14 protein-coding genes are annotated in these 13,768 nt (G+C 39.5%); 5 read left to right on the plus strand and 9 right to left on the minus strand.

The features are described from left to right. The first annotated feature begins 143 nt into the window (after nucleotides 1-143). The 3 genes from KHN79_RS07705 to puuE are packed head-to-tail and all read left to right on the plus strand — an operon-like array spanning nucleotide 144 to nucleotide 2,539. Nucleotides 144-815 carry a GntR family transcriptional regulator gene (locus KHN79_RS07705; RefSeq protein WP_182007698.1) on the plus strand — a complete coding sequence of 224 codons (672 nt, stop codon included), beginning with the start codon at nucleotides 144-146 and terminating at the stop codon, nucleotides 813-815. A 6-nt stretch (nucleotides 816-821) separates the two neighbouring features. After that, on the plus strand, nucleotides 822-1,553 hold the full coding sequence (locus KHN79_RS07710) for an aspartate/glutamate racemase family protein (RefSeq protein ID WP_182007697.1): 732 nt from the start codon (nucleotides 822-824) through the stop codon (nucleotides 1,551-1,553). A 56-nt stretch (nucleotides 1,554-1,609) separates the two neighbouring features. Next, nucleotides 1,610-2,539, plus strand: a complete 930-nt coding sequence (gene puuE / locus KHN79_RS07715) for an allantoinase PuuE (protein ID WP_182007696.1) — start codon at nucleotides 1,610-1,612, stop codon at nucleotides 2,537-2,539. Between the two features lie 140 nt (nucleotides 2,540-2,679). Here the strand turns inward: puuE and KHN79_RS07720 are convergent, their stop codons facing one another. The 4 genes from KHN79_RS07720 to KHN79_RS07735 form a co-directional block, all read right to left on the minus strand. Further along, a complete protein-coding gene (locus tag KHN79_RS07720; protein ID WP_182007695.1) occupies nucleotides 2,680-3,528 on the minus strand; it encodes an HD domain-containing phosphohydrolase in 849 nt (282 codons plus the stop codon). Nucleotides 3,529-3,537: 9 nt separating this feature from the next. After that, a complete protein-coding gene (locus tag KHN79_RS07725) occupies nucleotides 3,538-4,914 on the minus strand; it encodes a GGDEF domain-containing protein (RefSeq protein ID WP_182007694.1) in 1,377 nt (458 codons plus the stop codon). A 7-nt stretch (nucleotides 4,915-4,921) separates the two neighbouring features. Continuing rightward, nucleotides 4,922-6,355 (minus strand): diguanylate cyclase, encoded by a 1,434-nt coding sequence (locus KHN79_RS07730; RefSeq protein WP_182007693.1) that lies wholly within the window; start codon nucleotides 6,353-6,355, stop codon nucleotides 4,922-4,924. A 263-nt stretch (nucleotides 6,356-6,618) separates the two neighbouring features. Beyond that, nucleotides 6,619-7,008 carry a hypothetical protein gene (locus KHN79_RS07735; RefSeq protein ID WP_182007692.1) on the minus strand — a complete coding sequence of 130 codons (390 nt, stop codon included), beginning with the start codon at nucleotides 7,006-7,008 and terminating at the stop codon, nucleotides 6,619-6,621. Nucleotides 7,009-7,286: 278 nt separating this feature from the next. On the opposite strand from KHN79_RS07735, the gene KHN79_RS07740 reads away from it, so the two are divergent. Continuing rightward, nucleotides 7,287-7,517: a PAS factor family protein gene (locus tag KHN79_RS07740; protein WP_182007691.1), complete on the plus strand. Its 231-nt coding sequence runs from the start codon at nucleotides 7,287-7,289 to the stop codon at nucleotides 7,515-7,517. 131 nt (nucleotides 7,518-7,648) lie between these two features. Here KHN79_RS07740 and KHN79_RS07745 read toward each other — a convergent pair whose 3' ends face one another. Beyond that, nucleotides 7,649-8,584: a LysR family transcriptional regulator gene (locus tag KHN79_RS07745; RefSeq protein WP_182007690.1), complete on the minus strand. Its 936-nt coding sequence runs from the start codon at nucleotides 8,582-8,584 to the stop codon at nucleotides 7,649-7,651. Nucleotides 8,585-8,788: 204 nt separating this feature from the next. Between KHN79_RS07745 and KHN79_RS07750 the strand changes: the two genes are divergently transcribed. Continuing rightward, nucleotides 8,789-9,379 carry a response regulator transcription factor gene (locus tag KHN79_RS07750; RefSeq protein WP_182007689.1) on the plus strand — a complete coding sequence of 197 codons (591 nt, stop codon included), beginning with the start codon at nucleotides 8,789-8,791 and terminating at the stop codon, nucleotides 9,377-9,379. Nucleotides 9,380-9,720: 341 nt separating this feature from the next. On the opposite strand, the gene KHN79_RS07755 is transcribed toward KHN79_RS07750, so the two are convergent. Genes KHN79_RS07755 through KHN79_RS07770 form a run of 4 tightly spaced genes read right to left on the minus strand, consistent with a single transcriptional unit; the run spans nucleotide 9,721 to nucleotide 13,743 of the window. Beyond that, on the minus strand, nucleotides 9,721-11,073 hold the full coding sequence (locus tag KHN79_RS07755) for an FAD-binding oxidoreductase (protein WP_182007688.1): 1,353 nt from the start codon (nucleotides 11,071-11,073) through the stop codon (nucleotides 9,721-9,723). Between the two features lie 32 nt (nucleotides 11,074-11,105). Continuing rightward, on the minus strand, nucleotides 11,106-11,921 hold the full coding sequence (locus KHN79_RS07760) for an ABC transporter permease (protein ID WP_182007687.1): 816 nt from the start codon (nucleotides 11,919-11,921) through the stop codon (nucleotides 11,106-11,108). Next, complete coding sequence (locus KHN79_RS07765; protein ID WP_182007686.1) at nucleotides 11,918-12,757, minus strand: ABC transporter ATP-binding protein; 840 nt, start codon at nucleotides 12,755-12,757, stop codon at nucleotides 11,918-11,920. Before KHN79_RS07765 ends, KHN79_RS07760 begins: the two co-directional genes overlap by 4 nt. Further along, the gene (locus KHN79_RS07770; RefSeq protein WP_182007685.1) at nucleotides 12,754-13,743 is read right to left on the minus strand and encodes an ABC transporter substrate-binding protein; all 990 of its coding nucleotides are present in this window, start codon (nucleotides 13,741-13,743) and stop codon (nucleotides 12,754-12,756) included. Before KHN79_RS07770 ends, KHN79_RS07765 begins: the two co-directional genes overlap by 4 nt. Between the last annotated feature and the right edge of the window lie 25 nt (nucleotides 13,744-13,768).

Genomic DNA, 13,768 nt, shown 5'->3' on the forward strand with positions numbered 1-13,768 from the left:
CAACTAATTTGAATCGATATATAGTAAACACACTAGAACCGGCAAACAATTAAAGGATTATTGTATACAATAATGCATGCAGGATTGTTTGGTGGTATATATATTGCTTTGTTAGGTTGGATACAAAATTGGATCGATTAACTATGTCAAACGATGAAAAGATCTATCAACAAATATTGAAAGCAATTGTTGAGCATAAACTTGAGCCTGGAGAGCGTCTTCCGGAAGATAAACTCTCAGAAGCTTTTGGTGTAAGCCGCACGGGTATTCGAAAAGTATTGCAGCGATTGGCGTTGGAACGATTTGTCGTGATTCAACCTAATAAAGGCGCACACGTTAACAACCCAAGCAAACAAGAAGCAGAAGAAGTACTGAACAGCCGGATTTTGCTTGAACCCTTGCTGATCAGCGACATTCTGCGTAACTGGGATGAAAAACAGTCTAACTACTTACGTTCCATTGTTACTCAAGAAAATAAAGCCAATCAGCATGGTGATTTAGCCGAATCTATTCAACTAACAGCAAGGTTTCATTATGAACTTGCCAAGATATCAGGCAATTCCGTCTTAGCCGAATTCGTAGAGCAGCTTTGCTACCGGTCTTCTCTTGTTATCGCTGCATACGGCTCAAAACATAGTGTTAGCTGCGATTGTGGCTCTCACTCAGAATTTATAGAACTGCTCGACAGTTTTCAGGATGAAAAAGCTCAGCAATGGATGAAACATCACCTAATCGTGATCAAATCGTCATTGGAGCTGGAGTCGAAATCTAAACAGCCGGTGAACTTTCATCAACTTTTTTGTGAAATGGACTAACACACAATGAAAATCAATTTGATCAACCCAAATACTTGTCAGGGTATGACTGATAAAATTGCGATCAGCGCACAAACCGTGGCCTTGCCTGGCACTGAAATCATTGCATCTTCGCCAGTTAACGGTCCGGAAAGTATTGAAAGTGCATTTGATGAAACGCTCGCTGCTGCCGCACTTCTTGATGTGATTCGTGCAGGAGAAGAGCAAGGTGTGGACGCGCACATTATTGCCTGCTTTGGCGATCCGGCGCTCGACGCGGCACGTGAAATTGCAACCAAGCCAGTTATTGGCATCGCGGGCGCGGCTTTCCAACTTGCGAGTTTGGTCTCTTACCGATTCGGTGTCGTCACGACAATGACCAGAACTTTGCCTGCAAGCGAGCACCTTCTCCAACGGTATGGTTACCACCACTTGTGCAGCGGCGTGCGGGCGACAGATATTCCGGTACTGGAACTTGAAACTCTGAGTGCACAAACGTATCAGCTACTAGCCGACGAATGTCGCAAAGCGATACAAGAAGATGGTGCCGAAGCAATTGTACTTGGCTGCGCTGGTATGTCTGACTTAGCCAGTGAGCTTTCAGAAGAGCTGAATGTCCCCGTAATTGATGGCGTTGCCGCAGCGGTTAAACTCGCAGAGTCACTGCACCAACTTAAGCTCACAACATCAAAAAGCGGCCAATACGCTGCACCTTTGGTAAAGCCAATCCACGGTATATTCGAACACTGGTCTCAATAGGCTCAACAGAATCACCCCCCTACTTTTTATAAGAAATTAATATCAAGGTTTGCTTTATGGAAGAAAATAACCCTAGAGATTATATCGGTTATGGAAGAGATAACCTCCCTCACGCTAACTGGCCTAATAACGCTAAGATTGCTGTACAATTTGTACTTAACTATGAAGAGGGTGGTGAAAACTGTGTTCTTCACGGTGACGAGCATTCCGAAACGTTCTTGTCTGAAATCGCTAATGCCGAAGCCTACAAAGACCGGCACATGAGCATGGAATCGCTCTATGAGTATGGTTCCCGAGTAGGTGTTTGGCGTATTCTTAATGAATTTAAACGTCGAGAACTGCCACTCACCGTGTTTGGTGTTGCCACTGCATTACAACGTAACCCAGAAGTTACTAAAGCAATCGTAGAAGACGGACACGAAATCGCCTGTCACGGTCTGAAATGGCTGCACTACCAAAATACACCAATTGATATTGAACGCGAGCACATGATTCAGGCGCTGGATATTATCGAAGCGCTTACAGGTAAACGCCCTATCGGTTGGTATACTGGTCGTGACTCACCCAATACTCGTCAGCTAGTCGCTGAACAAGATGGTTTGCTTTACGATTCCGATTACTACGGTGATGATCTGCCTTTATGGACTCAAGTACCAGACGCAAATAACGCAGGTATTAACCGACCACACCTTGTAGTCCCTTATACGCTGGATACTAACGATATGCGTTTTTCGTCTCCCTACGGCTTCAGCCACGGCGACGAATTTTTCCAGTACCTGAAAGATCACTTTGATTGTTTATATGAGGAAGGAGCAGAAAAACCCAAAATGATGTCGGTCGGCCTGCACTGCCGCGTAATTGGTAAGCCAGGTCGTTTTAAAGCGTTAACTCGTTTCCTAGATTACATTCAATCTCACGATGCCGTATGGGTCGCGACGCGAGAGGACATCGCTAGACACTGGATTGAGTATCATCCCGTATCTTAACGAGATGAAGGAATAAGCTAGGTGATGTCATCGAGAGTGTCAACATCACTCTCGATGGAACATCCCTAAAATTACACCGTTCTAGGTATGATCAAGTCTTACACCCAAAATCAATGACTGAAGTAGAAAGCAATCAAAGATTAGCTGCGTTCCCACTTATCATATATTTCAGTAAAGACGTCAAAGTTGTTAAGCAATATATCGACCAGTTCAGGATCAAAGTGATGACCTCTTTCTTTTTCGAACAGTTCATAAACTTTGTCAATCGACCAAGGTTTCTTATAAGGACGCTCACTCAACAAAGCTTCAAAAACATCTGCAACAGCAACGATTCGAGAAAAAATGTGAATTTCTTCTTTTTTCTTACCGAGTGGATAACCTTTTCCATTCCACTTTTCGTGATGTTCATGTGCAACGATAGAGGCTAGTTGTATCAACTCACAATCACTCCCTTGGAGTATTTTATACCCCATTGTGGTATGAGTTTTTATAATTTCAAACTCTTCTTCAGTCAATTTACTTTCTTTATATAACACCGCGTCCGGTGCACTAATTTTGCCAAGATCGTGCAATGGACTTATTATCTTAATCTGTTTAACTTCTTCATCTTGCAATCCATACAGTTCTGCTAATTTTTCCGATATTAATGAGACCCTCTTCACATGGGTTCCCATTTCTCCAGAGCGGCATTCTATCGAGTCAGCAAACATAGAAATCATATCTTCTTGACTTTTCATTAGCTGTAAACTTTTGAATTCAATTTCATTTTGCAGCCTATTTTTATACTTAACATGCATTAATGCTAATAAACTAAAACTGAAAAACATTAAAGCAAGGTGTGATGACTCAACTATTACTAAGCTCTTTCCACTTATCCCGCTATCAAAACTCGCCCACGAATAAATAGGGCATAATAAAATGACAATATGTGCAATCAACCCACAAGTATTAATAAAAACATTGGGCAACTTTATATGACGAATAAACATATTAGTAACTTAATAAAACGTAACTCTAGAAATTTCAGGTTTAAACTTAGCTTTATCTACGTACAGCGCATCATCTGCTCTGGTTATGGCTTTATCTATTGGCTCAAAATTATCTAACTCCACGACACCAGCAGATATCGATAGAGGCATGCTCTTGATAGTTTTCGACTTTATCGAGTCTTTTACTCTTTGAGCTAATAACTCGGCCTTAGTTAGATCGCAATTCGGTAAGACTGCTAAAAACTCATCACCACCCATCCGAATTAAATAGTCTTTATCACTGAAAACAAACTTAAGTGAATCAGCCATTGCTTTTATAGCCTGATCTCCGTAGGCATGACCAAGTCGATCATTTATTTTCTTTATATGGTTTCCATCAAATGCGATAATACTAATACACGTTCCATCCGCAATACTCAGAAACTCTTCGTCAGAAAGTATTTTTCTATTATTTAAACCCGTAAGTTCATCTAATAAAATATCTGCTTTAACCATAATTAACTCTTTGTCTTTTATGACTAAATCGTACCATTTGTAACCAATATAAAAAATAAAAACAAAAATACCAACAAAAACCCAATAGTATTCAAAATATCTATTCACAGTAGAAATCTGATATTTAAACACAGAAAGATTATCTATTTGATAAATTCTAGAATCGTAACTATCAAAGAACGATCTTTCTATTATTAAATTAGTTTTCACATTATCTTCAATATAGGCAACATAATCAAAATCGCTTGAAATATAGTCTTCTAAAAAAACATCCACTACAAACTCGCCTATGATTTCTTTTGTATTTTGATTTATAACAGGAGAAGAAATTGATATCACATCTTTTTTTGAAACCTTATCTTGATAGAATGTGGAGAAAATAACCCTATCCTCAAGCTGTTCTTTCGTTGCATACTTTGCGCATGATTCATTAATTGAACAATTTTCAACATTAGCTATTTTATAACGAGATAATATATCGTCACTTTCGTTGTAGTAAAAAACTTTTTCATTCTGATAAGATCTGTAATAATACTTTGAGTTTTCTTCTAAAAACAGCCTAGGAATATAGTTAACACTCATCTGCATTATTCTGTACACAACCAACTCTTCATCGGTTAATGCAGTATCTTTATTTGTATCTTTTGATGAGACATATACTATATTCACGTCATTTTCATTTTTTGAAAACACCGGAAGATTAATCTCTGTCTCCGCCAATAAACTAAGCAAGATAAGCTTTTGCTTATTCGCTTCCATCATGGAGGTAAAATCATTAAAAATAAGTCGCTTAGTTTCATCCACACTTTTGTAATAATCTTTAACGACAAAGTCAAATATTACCACACTCATTACCGCAGATATCAATGCCAATTTTAAAAATTTATTCATACGACAATCACTTAACTTTTAAATAGTCGTCAACAACAAGATCAAAAGTTTGTTTAATATTATTGTTATCTGTTATGCCATAAACAAAAGTTGCATCAACGTGAAGTTCTTTATTACCTAATGAAACATCAAATCCTTCGATGATTACTTTTAACTTTTCAATCATAGAGACAACCTTTTCTTCAGTAGCATAAGGTTGAGATATGATATAGACACCAGAACCTAAATAAGCATAAAAATCTGATGCTCTAATATTTTCCTTTATTAATGTTGAAAATCTAACAAGCATATCGTTTGTTAGTTCATATCCATATTCAATATTGTATTGTTTTAACCCCTTAATATTCACTAATACAACAGAATAAGTTGAGCCATATCTTTCAATTTCATTTTGTTTTTCGATAAAAAAGTGATCAATCGCCCTTACGTTTGGTAAACCAGTTAAAAAATCGACTCTAGATTGTAGCTTAGCTTCAGACAATTCATTTTTAGCATTAGTAGCAATATCACTAATGACAACTTTTATTGAATTCAGTTCAACAGGAAGATCAACTAAAATTTCACTATCGTAATTACCTTTGGATATTTCAGCTCCCCACCCTGATAACCTTTCAATATAAAACTTAATTGTAGACTTAATTTTTCTAAAATGAATAAATATAATCAACCCTAAAGCAATCATGATTAACTTATTTACAACATCTATTACATTAACAACAAATTGAATTGTATTTGCCTTTCCTTTAAGTCTATTTTTAATATAATTTACAGCAACTTCTCTTTTGTTAATAATTTTAGATTTTGCATAAAAATACGATTCATCTTGTAATTTTGATAAAGATAATTCCTGACCTACAACCTCTAAAGAGTCCATTACTGAAATTTCAACGTCAGACAAAATATTAGATTCATCTCTTGCTTTAAAAATGTAACTCAACTCAGGATTCTCTGAAGATAGATGTTTAAAGTAATCAGAAATATTATTCGAATCAATCACTTCCGGAATATAGCCCAAATGTATAATTTTCTTAGACATAAAACCATGGTACATATTTGGCAAACCACTGTTCCCATCTCTGATATCTTTAATTTCATCATAAATTTGTCTGTACTTTGATTCCCCAGTAAGTACATACATTTTTGACAAATGTGATAAATCATCAGATATTTTTTGGATGATACTACTAATATGAACGAACTCTAGTTGCTCATTTTGCAATTTAATCATCTCTTTCGCTAAGATTTTAATGGATAACTGCAACAAAATGGAAACAATTAGCAGAGACACCACTAACACTATCGTTGTAGATGTTTTTTTAAATATACTTTGTGATTTCATCGAAAATAACAAGCCTAAAGTTTTTACTCTAAAATTTAAGTAAAATAAAATGCCATCAGGTTTACTTCGAGCTAGATGACATTTATTTTTGAGGCTGGACATTATACAAGCCTCCAGATTCAACCCACGTAGTCACCCCCCTCCTGTCCTGTAAGATACTTCCGAAAACCATAGACTTTATTGCTTACTTCAGAGATAAGACATACCTGCCCTATGCTCAATTCTTTAACGACATACTGAGTTTCAGGCATACCTAGCCCAGTAAGTTTGGTCAATGCCAAATCGTTGCCGCGCCTGTAAGTCAATGCAATCTCGCTGAACCAAGCATCTTGAGGTTATTTGGGTATACAGTATTTAGATTTCCATTAAGAGCTCACTGGTAAACTGGAGTTGGATTGTTCCTCAAGCTTTATAAACGCGGTTAAAAGTTCACAACAAACAAACTTAAACAGAAGGTCACTTTCTGTATCGTACGATAAGTCCAGATGCAGCTTCGTTGTACTTCCTTTACCTGCTACTTCAACCAGAAGTTTTCGTTCGTCACCTTCCAAGGGGATGTTGAATAGTCGCAGGAACGTTTCAGCTTGATAGGAGGCGTTGTCAAAATCCAGATTATGCTGATATTCAATGAAGACCTCATCGCCTCGCACTCTGCACGAGTAACGACCAGGTTGAAGATATGTGCCAAGCTGAAACTCGAGATCAGCCATGTGCTCAGCGACAGTAGAAAGACGATTGTTTAGTTTACTTAACATGGTGCCACCTATCTTTACTCTCATTTGTGTACATTAAAGTAAAGCCTATAAAGGAGTAGTTAAGTTGGATTTATTCTAAACTTTACTGAATTCTTCGAGTACTCAGTAGATCTATTCTTACTAGTCAAACCTACTAACAATAAAATTCACAACAAAGCATTCTTTCAACAATAAAGACAAAGAGATTTAAAACACGTTGATATGTGACCAAAGTGTCGGATTTTCGACTTGTAATGCATTACACTAATCAATCCCCTAAGACTATAAATGTGATTAAGATGAAAACCCTTATTTATGACACGCTAGTTAGCCTTGCGAACCAGGAACCGGAACAGCATGCACAAATCCGTCAGCATTTATACGAGCAGTTGGATCTACCCTTCGAGAAACAACTAGTTTTGTATACATGTGCACTTGGCCCTGCAGGGTCTGGCAAACTTGATAATGATGAAGCGCTCAACAATACTGTTGAAGCCGTAGTTAAGATGTTAGAAACTCCTGAGCGTTGATTTAAACCTGAATATCTAGGCTCGTAACCCCAAACGAGCCTGTTCATAAATCCTCATAGCACTATATTTATCTATAATTTATATCCACCCCGACAATATGTTTCCATGTTATAAATACAAATCATCAATATTTAGGCATGGAAAGATAGACACTTTTCGATACAAGACTCTACCAAACGCCTACATTCAGTTGATGAAAACTTATCAGAATAAAAGATAGCTGCATACTCTTCAGTCGTATAATCATTCGGGTCAAAATCGATTTGTAGAACAAAATATTCTTCTGATAGGGCTTTTGCCGTAAAGCTATGAACCGGAAGAATCGCATCTGAATTTTTAATACAAGCCAAACGAACGTTTGCATTATCGCTTCTTAATATGACATTTGCAGGTAATCCTAACTTATAGAGTGCTCGTTCTATCTTACTACCCTGATGTGTGTAGTTAGGAATAACCGACGTGACAAATGGATACTGGCTCAGCTCCTTAGCACTTACTATCTGATTGGCAAGTGGATGACTTTTTCTCACCAAAAAACTAAAGTCGATAGGTCTAATAATTCTTTTTGATTTTAGGTCCTTAGATATCCGAACCGAAGAGTAGTTAATGCCCAGCTGAATTTTTCCATCTAATAGGTTTTTTTCCGTAGCATCAGACCAAATACTGATACTTATAGTCGTATTAGGAAACTTTTCGCGAAGACAACTATATAGCTTTTCACTAAATCCATGAGCAAACGAGCTACTAATGGCGACACTAAGTTCACGATTATTAACTTCTGGGTTCACAGAGCCAGACATCTTATATATTTGCTCGATAGTTAACAATGCCGGTTCAACTTCTGCAACAATCTCATCACATAATGGTGTGGGCACAAATCCATTTCTTACCCTAACAAACAAAGGATCGTTAAGCTGCTCACGCAGTTTTTTTAATCCCTTACTGATTGCTGATTGAGTTACAAACAGCCTTTCTGCTGTTTTTTCTGTATTTCTTTCTTTATATAAAACGACAAGAACTAAAAATAAGTTCAGATCTTTTTTTATTAATACTCTTTCGCTTATCACAACAATTCCAAATAGGACTTGGGTTAATGAATACAAATCCCTTTAATGTTATCAATCTACTCTTTACAATATACTAACAGGGAATAAAAAGAGCTTTGATTTATATCATAGCAACCTAGAAACAAACAAAAAACAACTAAAAACAACAACTTAAAGAAGTTTTATTTTTATAAAGCAGGATTTAAAGTAACGGAATGTTGGGCTATGGCAGATAAGAAAACGATTACATGTCTAATATTAGATAGAAACCTAGACTCTGATTTCTCAGCTAAACTCTTATCAGAAGGTTCAAAAAGATTTAAGGAAGTCATAACTGAGTCATCAGAAACTCAAATTATAAAAACTTTATCACAGAAAAACATAGACTTGGTAATTATTGATGAAAGTTTTGACATTTTTGAAAACCTGGTTGTATTAAAAAGAATTTTCCAAGAAAACTTTAACGGAAAAATAATAATTTTATCACCATTTATTAACCCTTTGCATTCTGAAATATATATGCAATCAAGTGTGGACGCGTACATTTCTAAGAAAGAAACGATGGGCTTTGTATTTTCTTGCATTAATAACGTATTAAATGGCTATATCCTATTTGAGGCACAAAAATCAGACAGCACCCACCCTTATTTTTACATAAATAAGTTAATGGTATTACTACTTCTACTTCAAGGTCAGCCAACACATATCATTAGCAATACATTAGCCTTAGATGAAACCTTGGTTAATCAGATTAAATCTAGAATTCAAACAAAATATAATATTAAAAATATACCGGAACTTTGTGAACAGCATTAATAGCTTATAAGTAGTACATTACGACGTTGTTATACTCAAGTGACCTCAAGATGCAGGATTCAGAGCATTGTCACAGGCATGAGGTCAAAGCCTTCAGTTTCAAAAGGAATAACGCAGTGGAATAGCTAGCTCTTTCCAAGTTATATGACGCAGAAATTGGGCCAGTGACACGCTCCCGAAGGGCGAGTTGCCTTGGTTCACTGCCTTTGTTAACGATTTTTGATTTAGAACCACTAGATCTTCAAATCGTTGGCGCGTCTGTGAACCAAGTCATTCTCGCTGAACCCAGGCATCTTGAGGTTATTTGGGTATATACCCAAATAACCTCAAGATGCCTGGGTTTATAGCACATCAGCTAAGGAGCGAATCTTTCCCCGGTTAAGTAACCCTTTAGGATCGTTCTCTCGCTTACTTTTAAGGATATCTTCACTCAATAAACCCGCATGTTTTCCATCCTCTAGAGTAAACACATGTGGGTTATTAATTGAGATCCCGCAGTGGCGGTGCAGGTCTATAAGCGCTTCTAACCTCTCTGGTGTGGAATATTGAATCAGAGGAAGTCCTGCGACCATAGGCTCCTTCATCGCGTTCAAAATAAACTCAAGGTGGATGGTTACTTCCCCACGAGCATGAGATTCAATCTCCTTCAGCTGATCGACTACTCTGGTCACATCATAATTCGCTTGAAGGTAGGTTAACGACTTGTCGTGCTTTAATGCATGGAGAGTAGAATGGTTCCAGCAACTTTCAATCATGGTTTCTGATTGTTCAGTCATCTCGGTGTATTGTTGATTCCAGGCAATTCGTCCGCCATGATCTTTCAACAAGCCTTGGAGGGATTTTCGTCCATTATTCGCTACTATCGCGATGACCAAGTACTCGCCAGAGTTTAACTGCTCGCCATTCGGCAGATACTTCGCGCTGTCATAGCTAAATAGCGCGACATTGCGCTTATCAATACCTGAGCTGTAGGCCAATGAGTAAGCTGCCTGATATGCAGATTCCAAAGTAGAGAACGCCAGCATATATTCGTCCCAATGGCGCTTAGGTGCTAAGGCAATTTCCAGCTCGACAACGATGCCATTGGTACCATAAGTGTGATGATAGTTTAAAATCTCCGCGCCACTGAGTTCGATGATTTTCGGCTCAGGCTCTATGGTCAATACTTTGATTCCGAGTATGGTGCCACTTGCAGCCAACGGACCGTAATTGATGGAGCCAACGCCACCAAACCCACCGGAAAACAGTCCGCCTACCGTCGCCATCTTGTAGGTTGATGGCATACAGCGCATTTCGTAGCCATGTTCTTTAGCTTTGCCTTCGAGTTCGGATATTTTAAGGCCGGGCTCAACCGTCGCAACACCTTCATCAAAATTTACAAGTGAAGCATACTTAGTCATGTCAATCACGATTCCGCCGCACAATGGCACTGATTGACCATAGTTGCCTGTACCGCCACCTCGAACCGTGACAGGAGCATCAAGCTCGACACATTTACTGATGAGCTCTTTCAGTTCTTCCAGTGACTTGGGTTTTACAATGACATCAGCCACCTTTCCGGCTAACTGCTCTGTTAAGACAGGGCTGAACCAATGAAAATCTTTTGATAATCGTTTAACGTGAATGGGCACTTTAACCCATTCCAGGTGAGCCAGTTGGTTCATCACCTGTAGACTACTTTGTTTGGTATCCATATTTCTCTTTCCTAATCCGTTTACAATTCCGTTTAATGGACTTCACTCTCGTGCCAATGGCCGATAAACACTTTGGTTAAAAGTGACATCGCAACAAACAGTGCAACACCAGTCCATGAAATCAGCGCAAGAGCGGCAAACATCCGTGGGATATTAAGCTGATAACCAGCTTGTAAGATTTGATACGCCAAACCTGTGTTCGCGCCACCGGTACCTGCAACAAACTCTGCAACTACGGCACCAACAAGTGATAAGCCACAAGCAATTTTCAGCGCCGCAAAGAAATACGGCATTGACGAGGGAATTCTCAAACGCAGCAGCACTTGTATTCTTGAGGCATTTCTCAGTTTAAAGTACGCCAGTAAGTTGGGAGAGACACTTCTTAATCCCAATGTGGTGTTAGAAATGATCGGAAACACTGCTACAAGCGTTGAGCAAACGACCAGCGCAGCGGTGGTATTGTTAATCCAGATAATAATAAGCGGTGCGATCGCGACTATTGGCGTCACTTGTAGCAAAACCGCATAAGGAAAAAATGCGTTCTCTATAAAGCGACTTTGAACAAAGAAGAACGCCACCACAACACCAATAGCAATGGCTAATGCAAATGACAACGCAGTGATCTTCAACGTATAAAGCAACGAAGGTCCAAGTAGCGCCCAATCCTGCCACATCGCTTCCAGGGTTCTGATTGGCGAAGGTAGAATGTACTCAGGAATTTGCGCGATATCGGTGGTTAACTGCCAAACAGTTAAAAGCACCATGGTTACCAACGTTGGGAAGGCTACCTTGCGAAACTTCTCATGCTTCATCAGTGGCCAGATAGATTCTTTTACGGCACTGCTCATATCACCTCCTCGACCGAAGCCTTCGTTAGTAATCGATGCAACTTCATCGAATATTCTGAGAACTTCTTAGTTAAACGGAAGTCTTCTGAGCGAGGGAAAGGCTCATCAATTATAACTTCCTCGATGATTCGCCCGGGTCTTGCTGCCATGACGACAACACGTTGTGACAGGAACACTGCTTCATGTATTGAATGGGTCACAAACATCACTGTGAGGCCATTCTCACGCCACAACTGAAGTAGCTCACTATCGAGTTTAAAACGAGTAATTTCGTCAAGAGCACCAAATGGTTCGTCCATCAAGAGTAAGTCTGGGTTAACAACTAAGCCTCGCGCGATAGAAACGCGCATTTGCATCCCGCCCGACAACTCTTTAGGCAGCGCATCAGCAAACTTAGATAAGCCAACCAGCTCTAATGCCTGATCGACTCTCCTATCAGCTTCTTCACCTTTTATCCCCTCTAGATCAAGTGCGAGTTGCACGTTTTTACGCACACTCGACCAGACCATCAGAGATGCTTCCTGAAAAACAAACGACAGCGAACGATTCTGGGCTGCCAGTTTATCAACCGGTTTACGCCACAACAGCAAACGTCCGTCTGAAGGTTCTTCCAGCCCTGCTACCATTTTTAACAGCGTACTCTTGCCACAACCAGAAGGACCCAGCAAGGTGACAAACTCACCCTGCCTTACTTTCAGGTCCACGGGCAATAATGCCCGTGTTCCATTGCTGTAAACCTTCTCGGTCGATAGCAGCTCAACTGCTGCTATCGGTTCTTCGGTGTGGTTTGCATTGAGCTCCTGTTCGCTGTTATTTTTAATAACGGCTAAACTCATGGCGTCACCTTCACGTCATTGATGAACTCTGTGGTGTAAACTTTATTAAGATCAACCTCTTCTGCTTTGAACAAGCCGTTATTAACCGCCATCTGCCAGGTCTTTTTCATACGCTCTGGGGTGATGATACCAATGCCTTTAGTCTGAGCATCACCGCCAGTAATGATGCCTGATGCGCGAAGTTTTTCGACAGAGTATGCGATTTGATCGTCCGCCATACTTGGGTTGGCTTGCTGAATTGCTTTGTTACCGAGGCTTGGGTCTGCGAGGTAGTTTTTCCAGCCATTCATCGAAGCCGATAGGAACGCCTTCACTACTTCTGGATTCTCATCAATGACATTTTGACGGCACGCTACAGAGTTGCCGTAAGGTGGGTAGCCTTCCTGACCAATAGAATAAACGTTAAATCCAACTCCGGTCTTTTGCAGGGCAAATGGTTCTGAAGTCATATAACCCTGCTGAGCAACCTTGTTATCCATAACGAATGGCTGAACATTAAAGGTGTATGGACGCGTCATTTCATCAGTAAAACCGTATTTTTTCTTCGCCCATGGCCACCAGCTTGAGTGTGCCGCCGTCGAAATAAGAACGGTATGATCTTTTAGTTCTCCAAGCGCATTGACGTCGCTGTGAGTAATAACTACCGTAGGGTCATACTGGAAACTGGTGCCGACAAGTTGAACAGGCAGTCCACGTATCTGCGACATCATCACGCCAATATCATCAGTGATAATACAGTCGGCTTTACCTGCCACCAGCAACTGTGTGTTGTTGACCTGCGGGCCACCCATCTTGATCGTGACATCTAACCCTTTTTGTTTGTACAAACCCTGCTCTTTGGCCTGATAAAAACCACCATGTTCAGCTTGTGCATACCAGTTTGTTATTAAGGTAAATGGTGTCTCTTTTGCAAACGCGGCCGATGACATAGATCCAGCGACCAAAACAGCAAGTAAAGAGCGATTAAGTACGTTTTTAACTTCCATGTTGCTTCCTTCTTATTTCTGACTT

Source organism: Vibrio sp. B1FLJ16 (assembly GCF_905175385.1).
Taxonomy (GTDB): domain Bacteria; phylum Pseudomonadota; class Gammaproteobacteria; order Enterobacterales; family Vibrionaceae; genus Vibrio.

Bases quoted from the DNA above. Each gene is read 5' to 3' on its own strand.
- KHN79_RS07765 (WP_182007686.1), bottom strand. From the start codon at position 12,757: ATGAGTTTAGCCGTTATTAAAAATAACAGCGAACAGGAGCTCAATGCA.
- KHN79_RS07710 (WP_182007697.1), top strand. From the start codon at position 822: ATGAAAATCAATTTGATCAACCCAAATACTTGTCAGGGTATGACTGAT.
- KHN79_RS07735 (WP_182007692.1), bottom strand. From the start codon at position 7,008: ATGTTAAGTAAACTAAACAATCGTCTTTCTACTGTCGCTGAGCACATG.
- KHN79_RS07730 (WP_182007693.1), bottom strand. From the start codon at position 6,355: ATGTCCAGCCTCAAAAATAAATGTCATCTAGCTCGAAGTAAACCTGAT.
- KHN79_RS07770 (WP_182007685.1), bottom strand. From the start codon at position 13,743: ATGGAAGTTAAAAACGTACTTAATCGCTCTTTACTTGCTGTTTTGGTC.
- puuE (WP_182007696.1), top strand. From the start codon at position 1,610: ATGGAAGAAAATAACCCTAGAGATTATATCGGTTATGGAAGAGATAAC.
- KHN79_RS07740 (WP_182007691.1), top strand. From the start codon at position 7,287: ATGAAAACCCTTATTTATGACACGCTAGTTAGCCTTGCGAACCAGGAA.
- KHN79_RS07750 (WP_182007689.1), top strand. From the start codon at position 8,789: ATGGCAGATAAGAAAACGATTACATGTCTAATATTAGATAGAAACCTA.
- KHN79_RS07760 (WP_182007687.1), bottom strand. From the start codon at position 11,921: ATGAGCAGTGCCGTAAAAGAATCTATCTGGCCACTGATGAAGCATGAG.
- KHN79_RS07755 (WP_182007688.1), bottom strand. From the start codon at position 11,073: ATGGATACCAAACAAAGTAGTCTACAGGTGATGAACCAACTGGCTCAC.
- KHN79_RS07720 (WP_182007695.1), bottom strand. From the start codon at position 3,528: ATGTTTATTCGTCATATAAAGTTGCCCAATGTTTTTATTAATACTTGT.
- KHN79_RS07725 (WP_182007694.1), bottom strand. From the start codon at position 4,914: ATGAATAAATTTTTAAAATTGGCATTGATATCTGCGGTAATGAGTGTG.
- KHN79_RS07705 (WP_182007698.1), top strand. From the start codon at position 144: ATGTCAAACGATGAAAAGATCTATCAACAAATATTGAAAGCAATTGTT.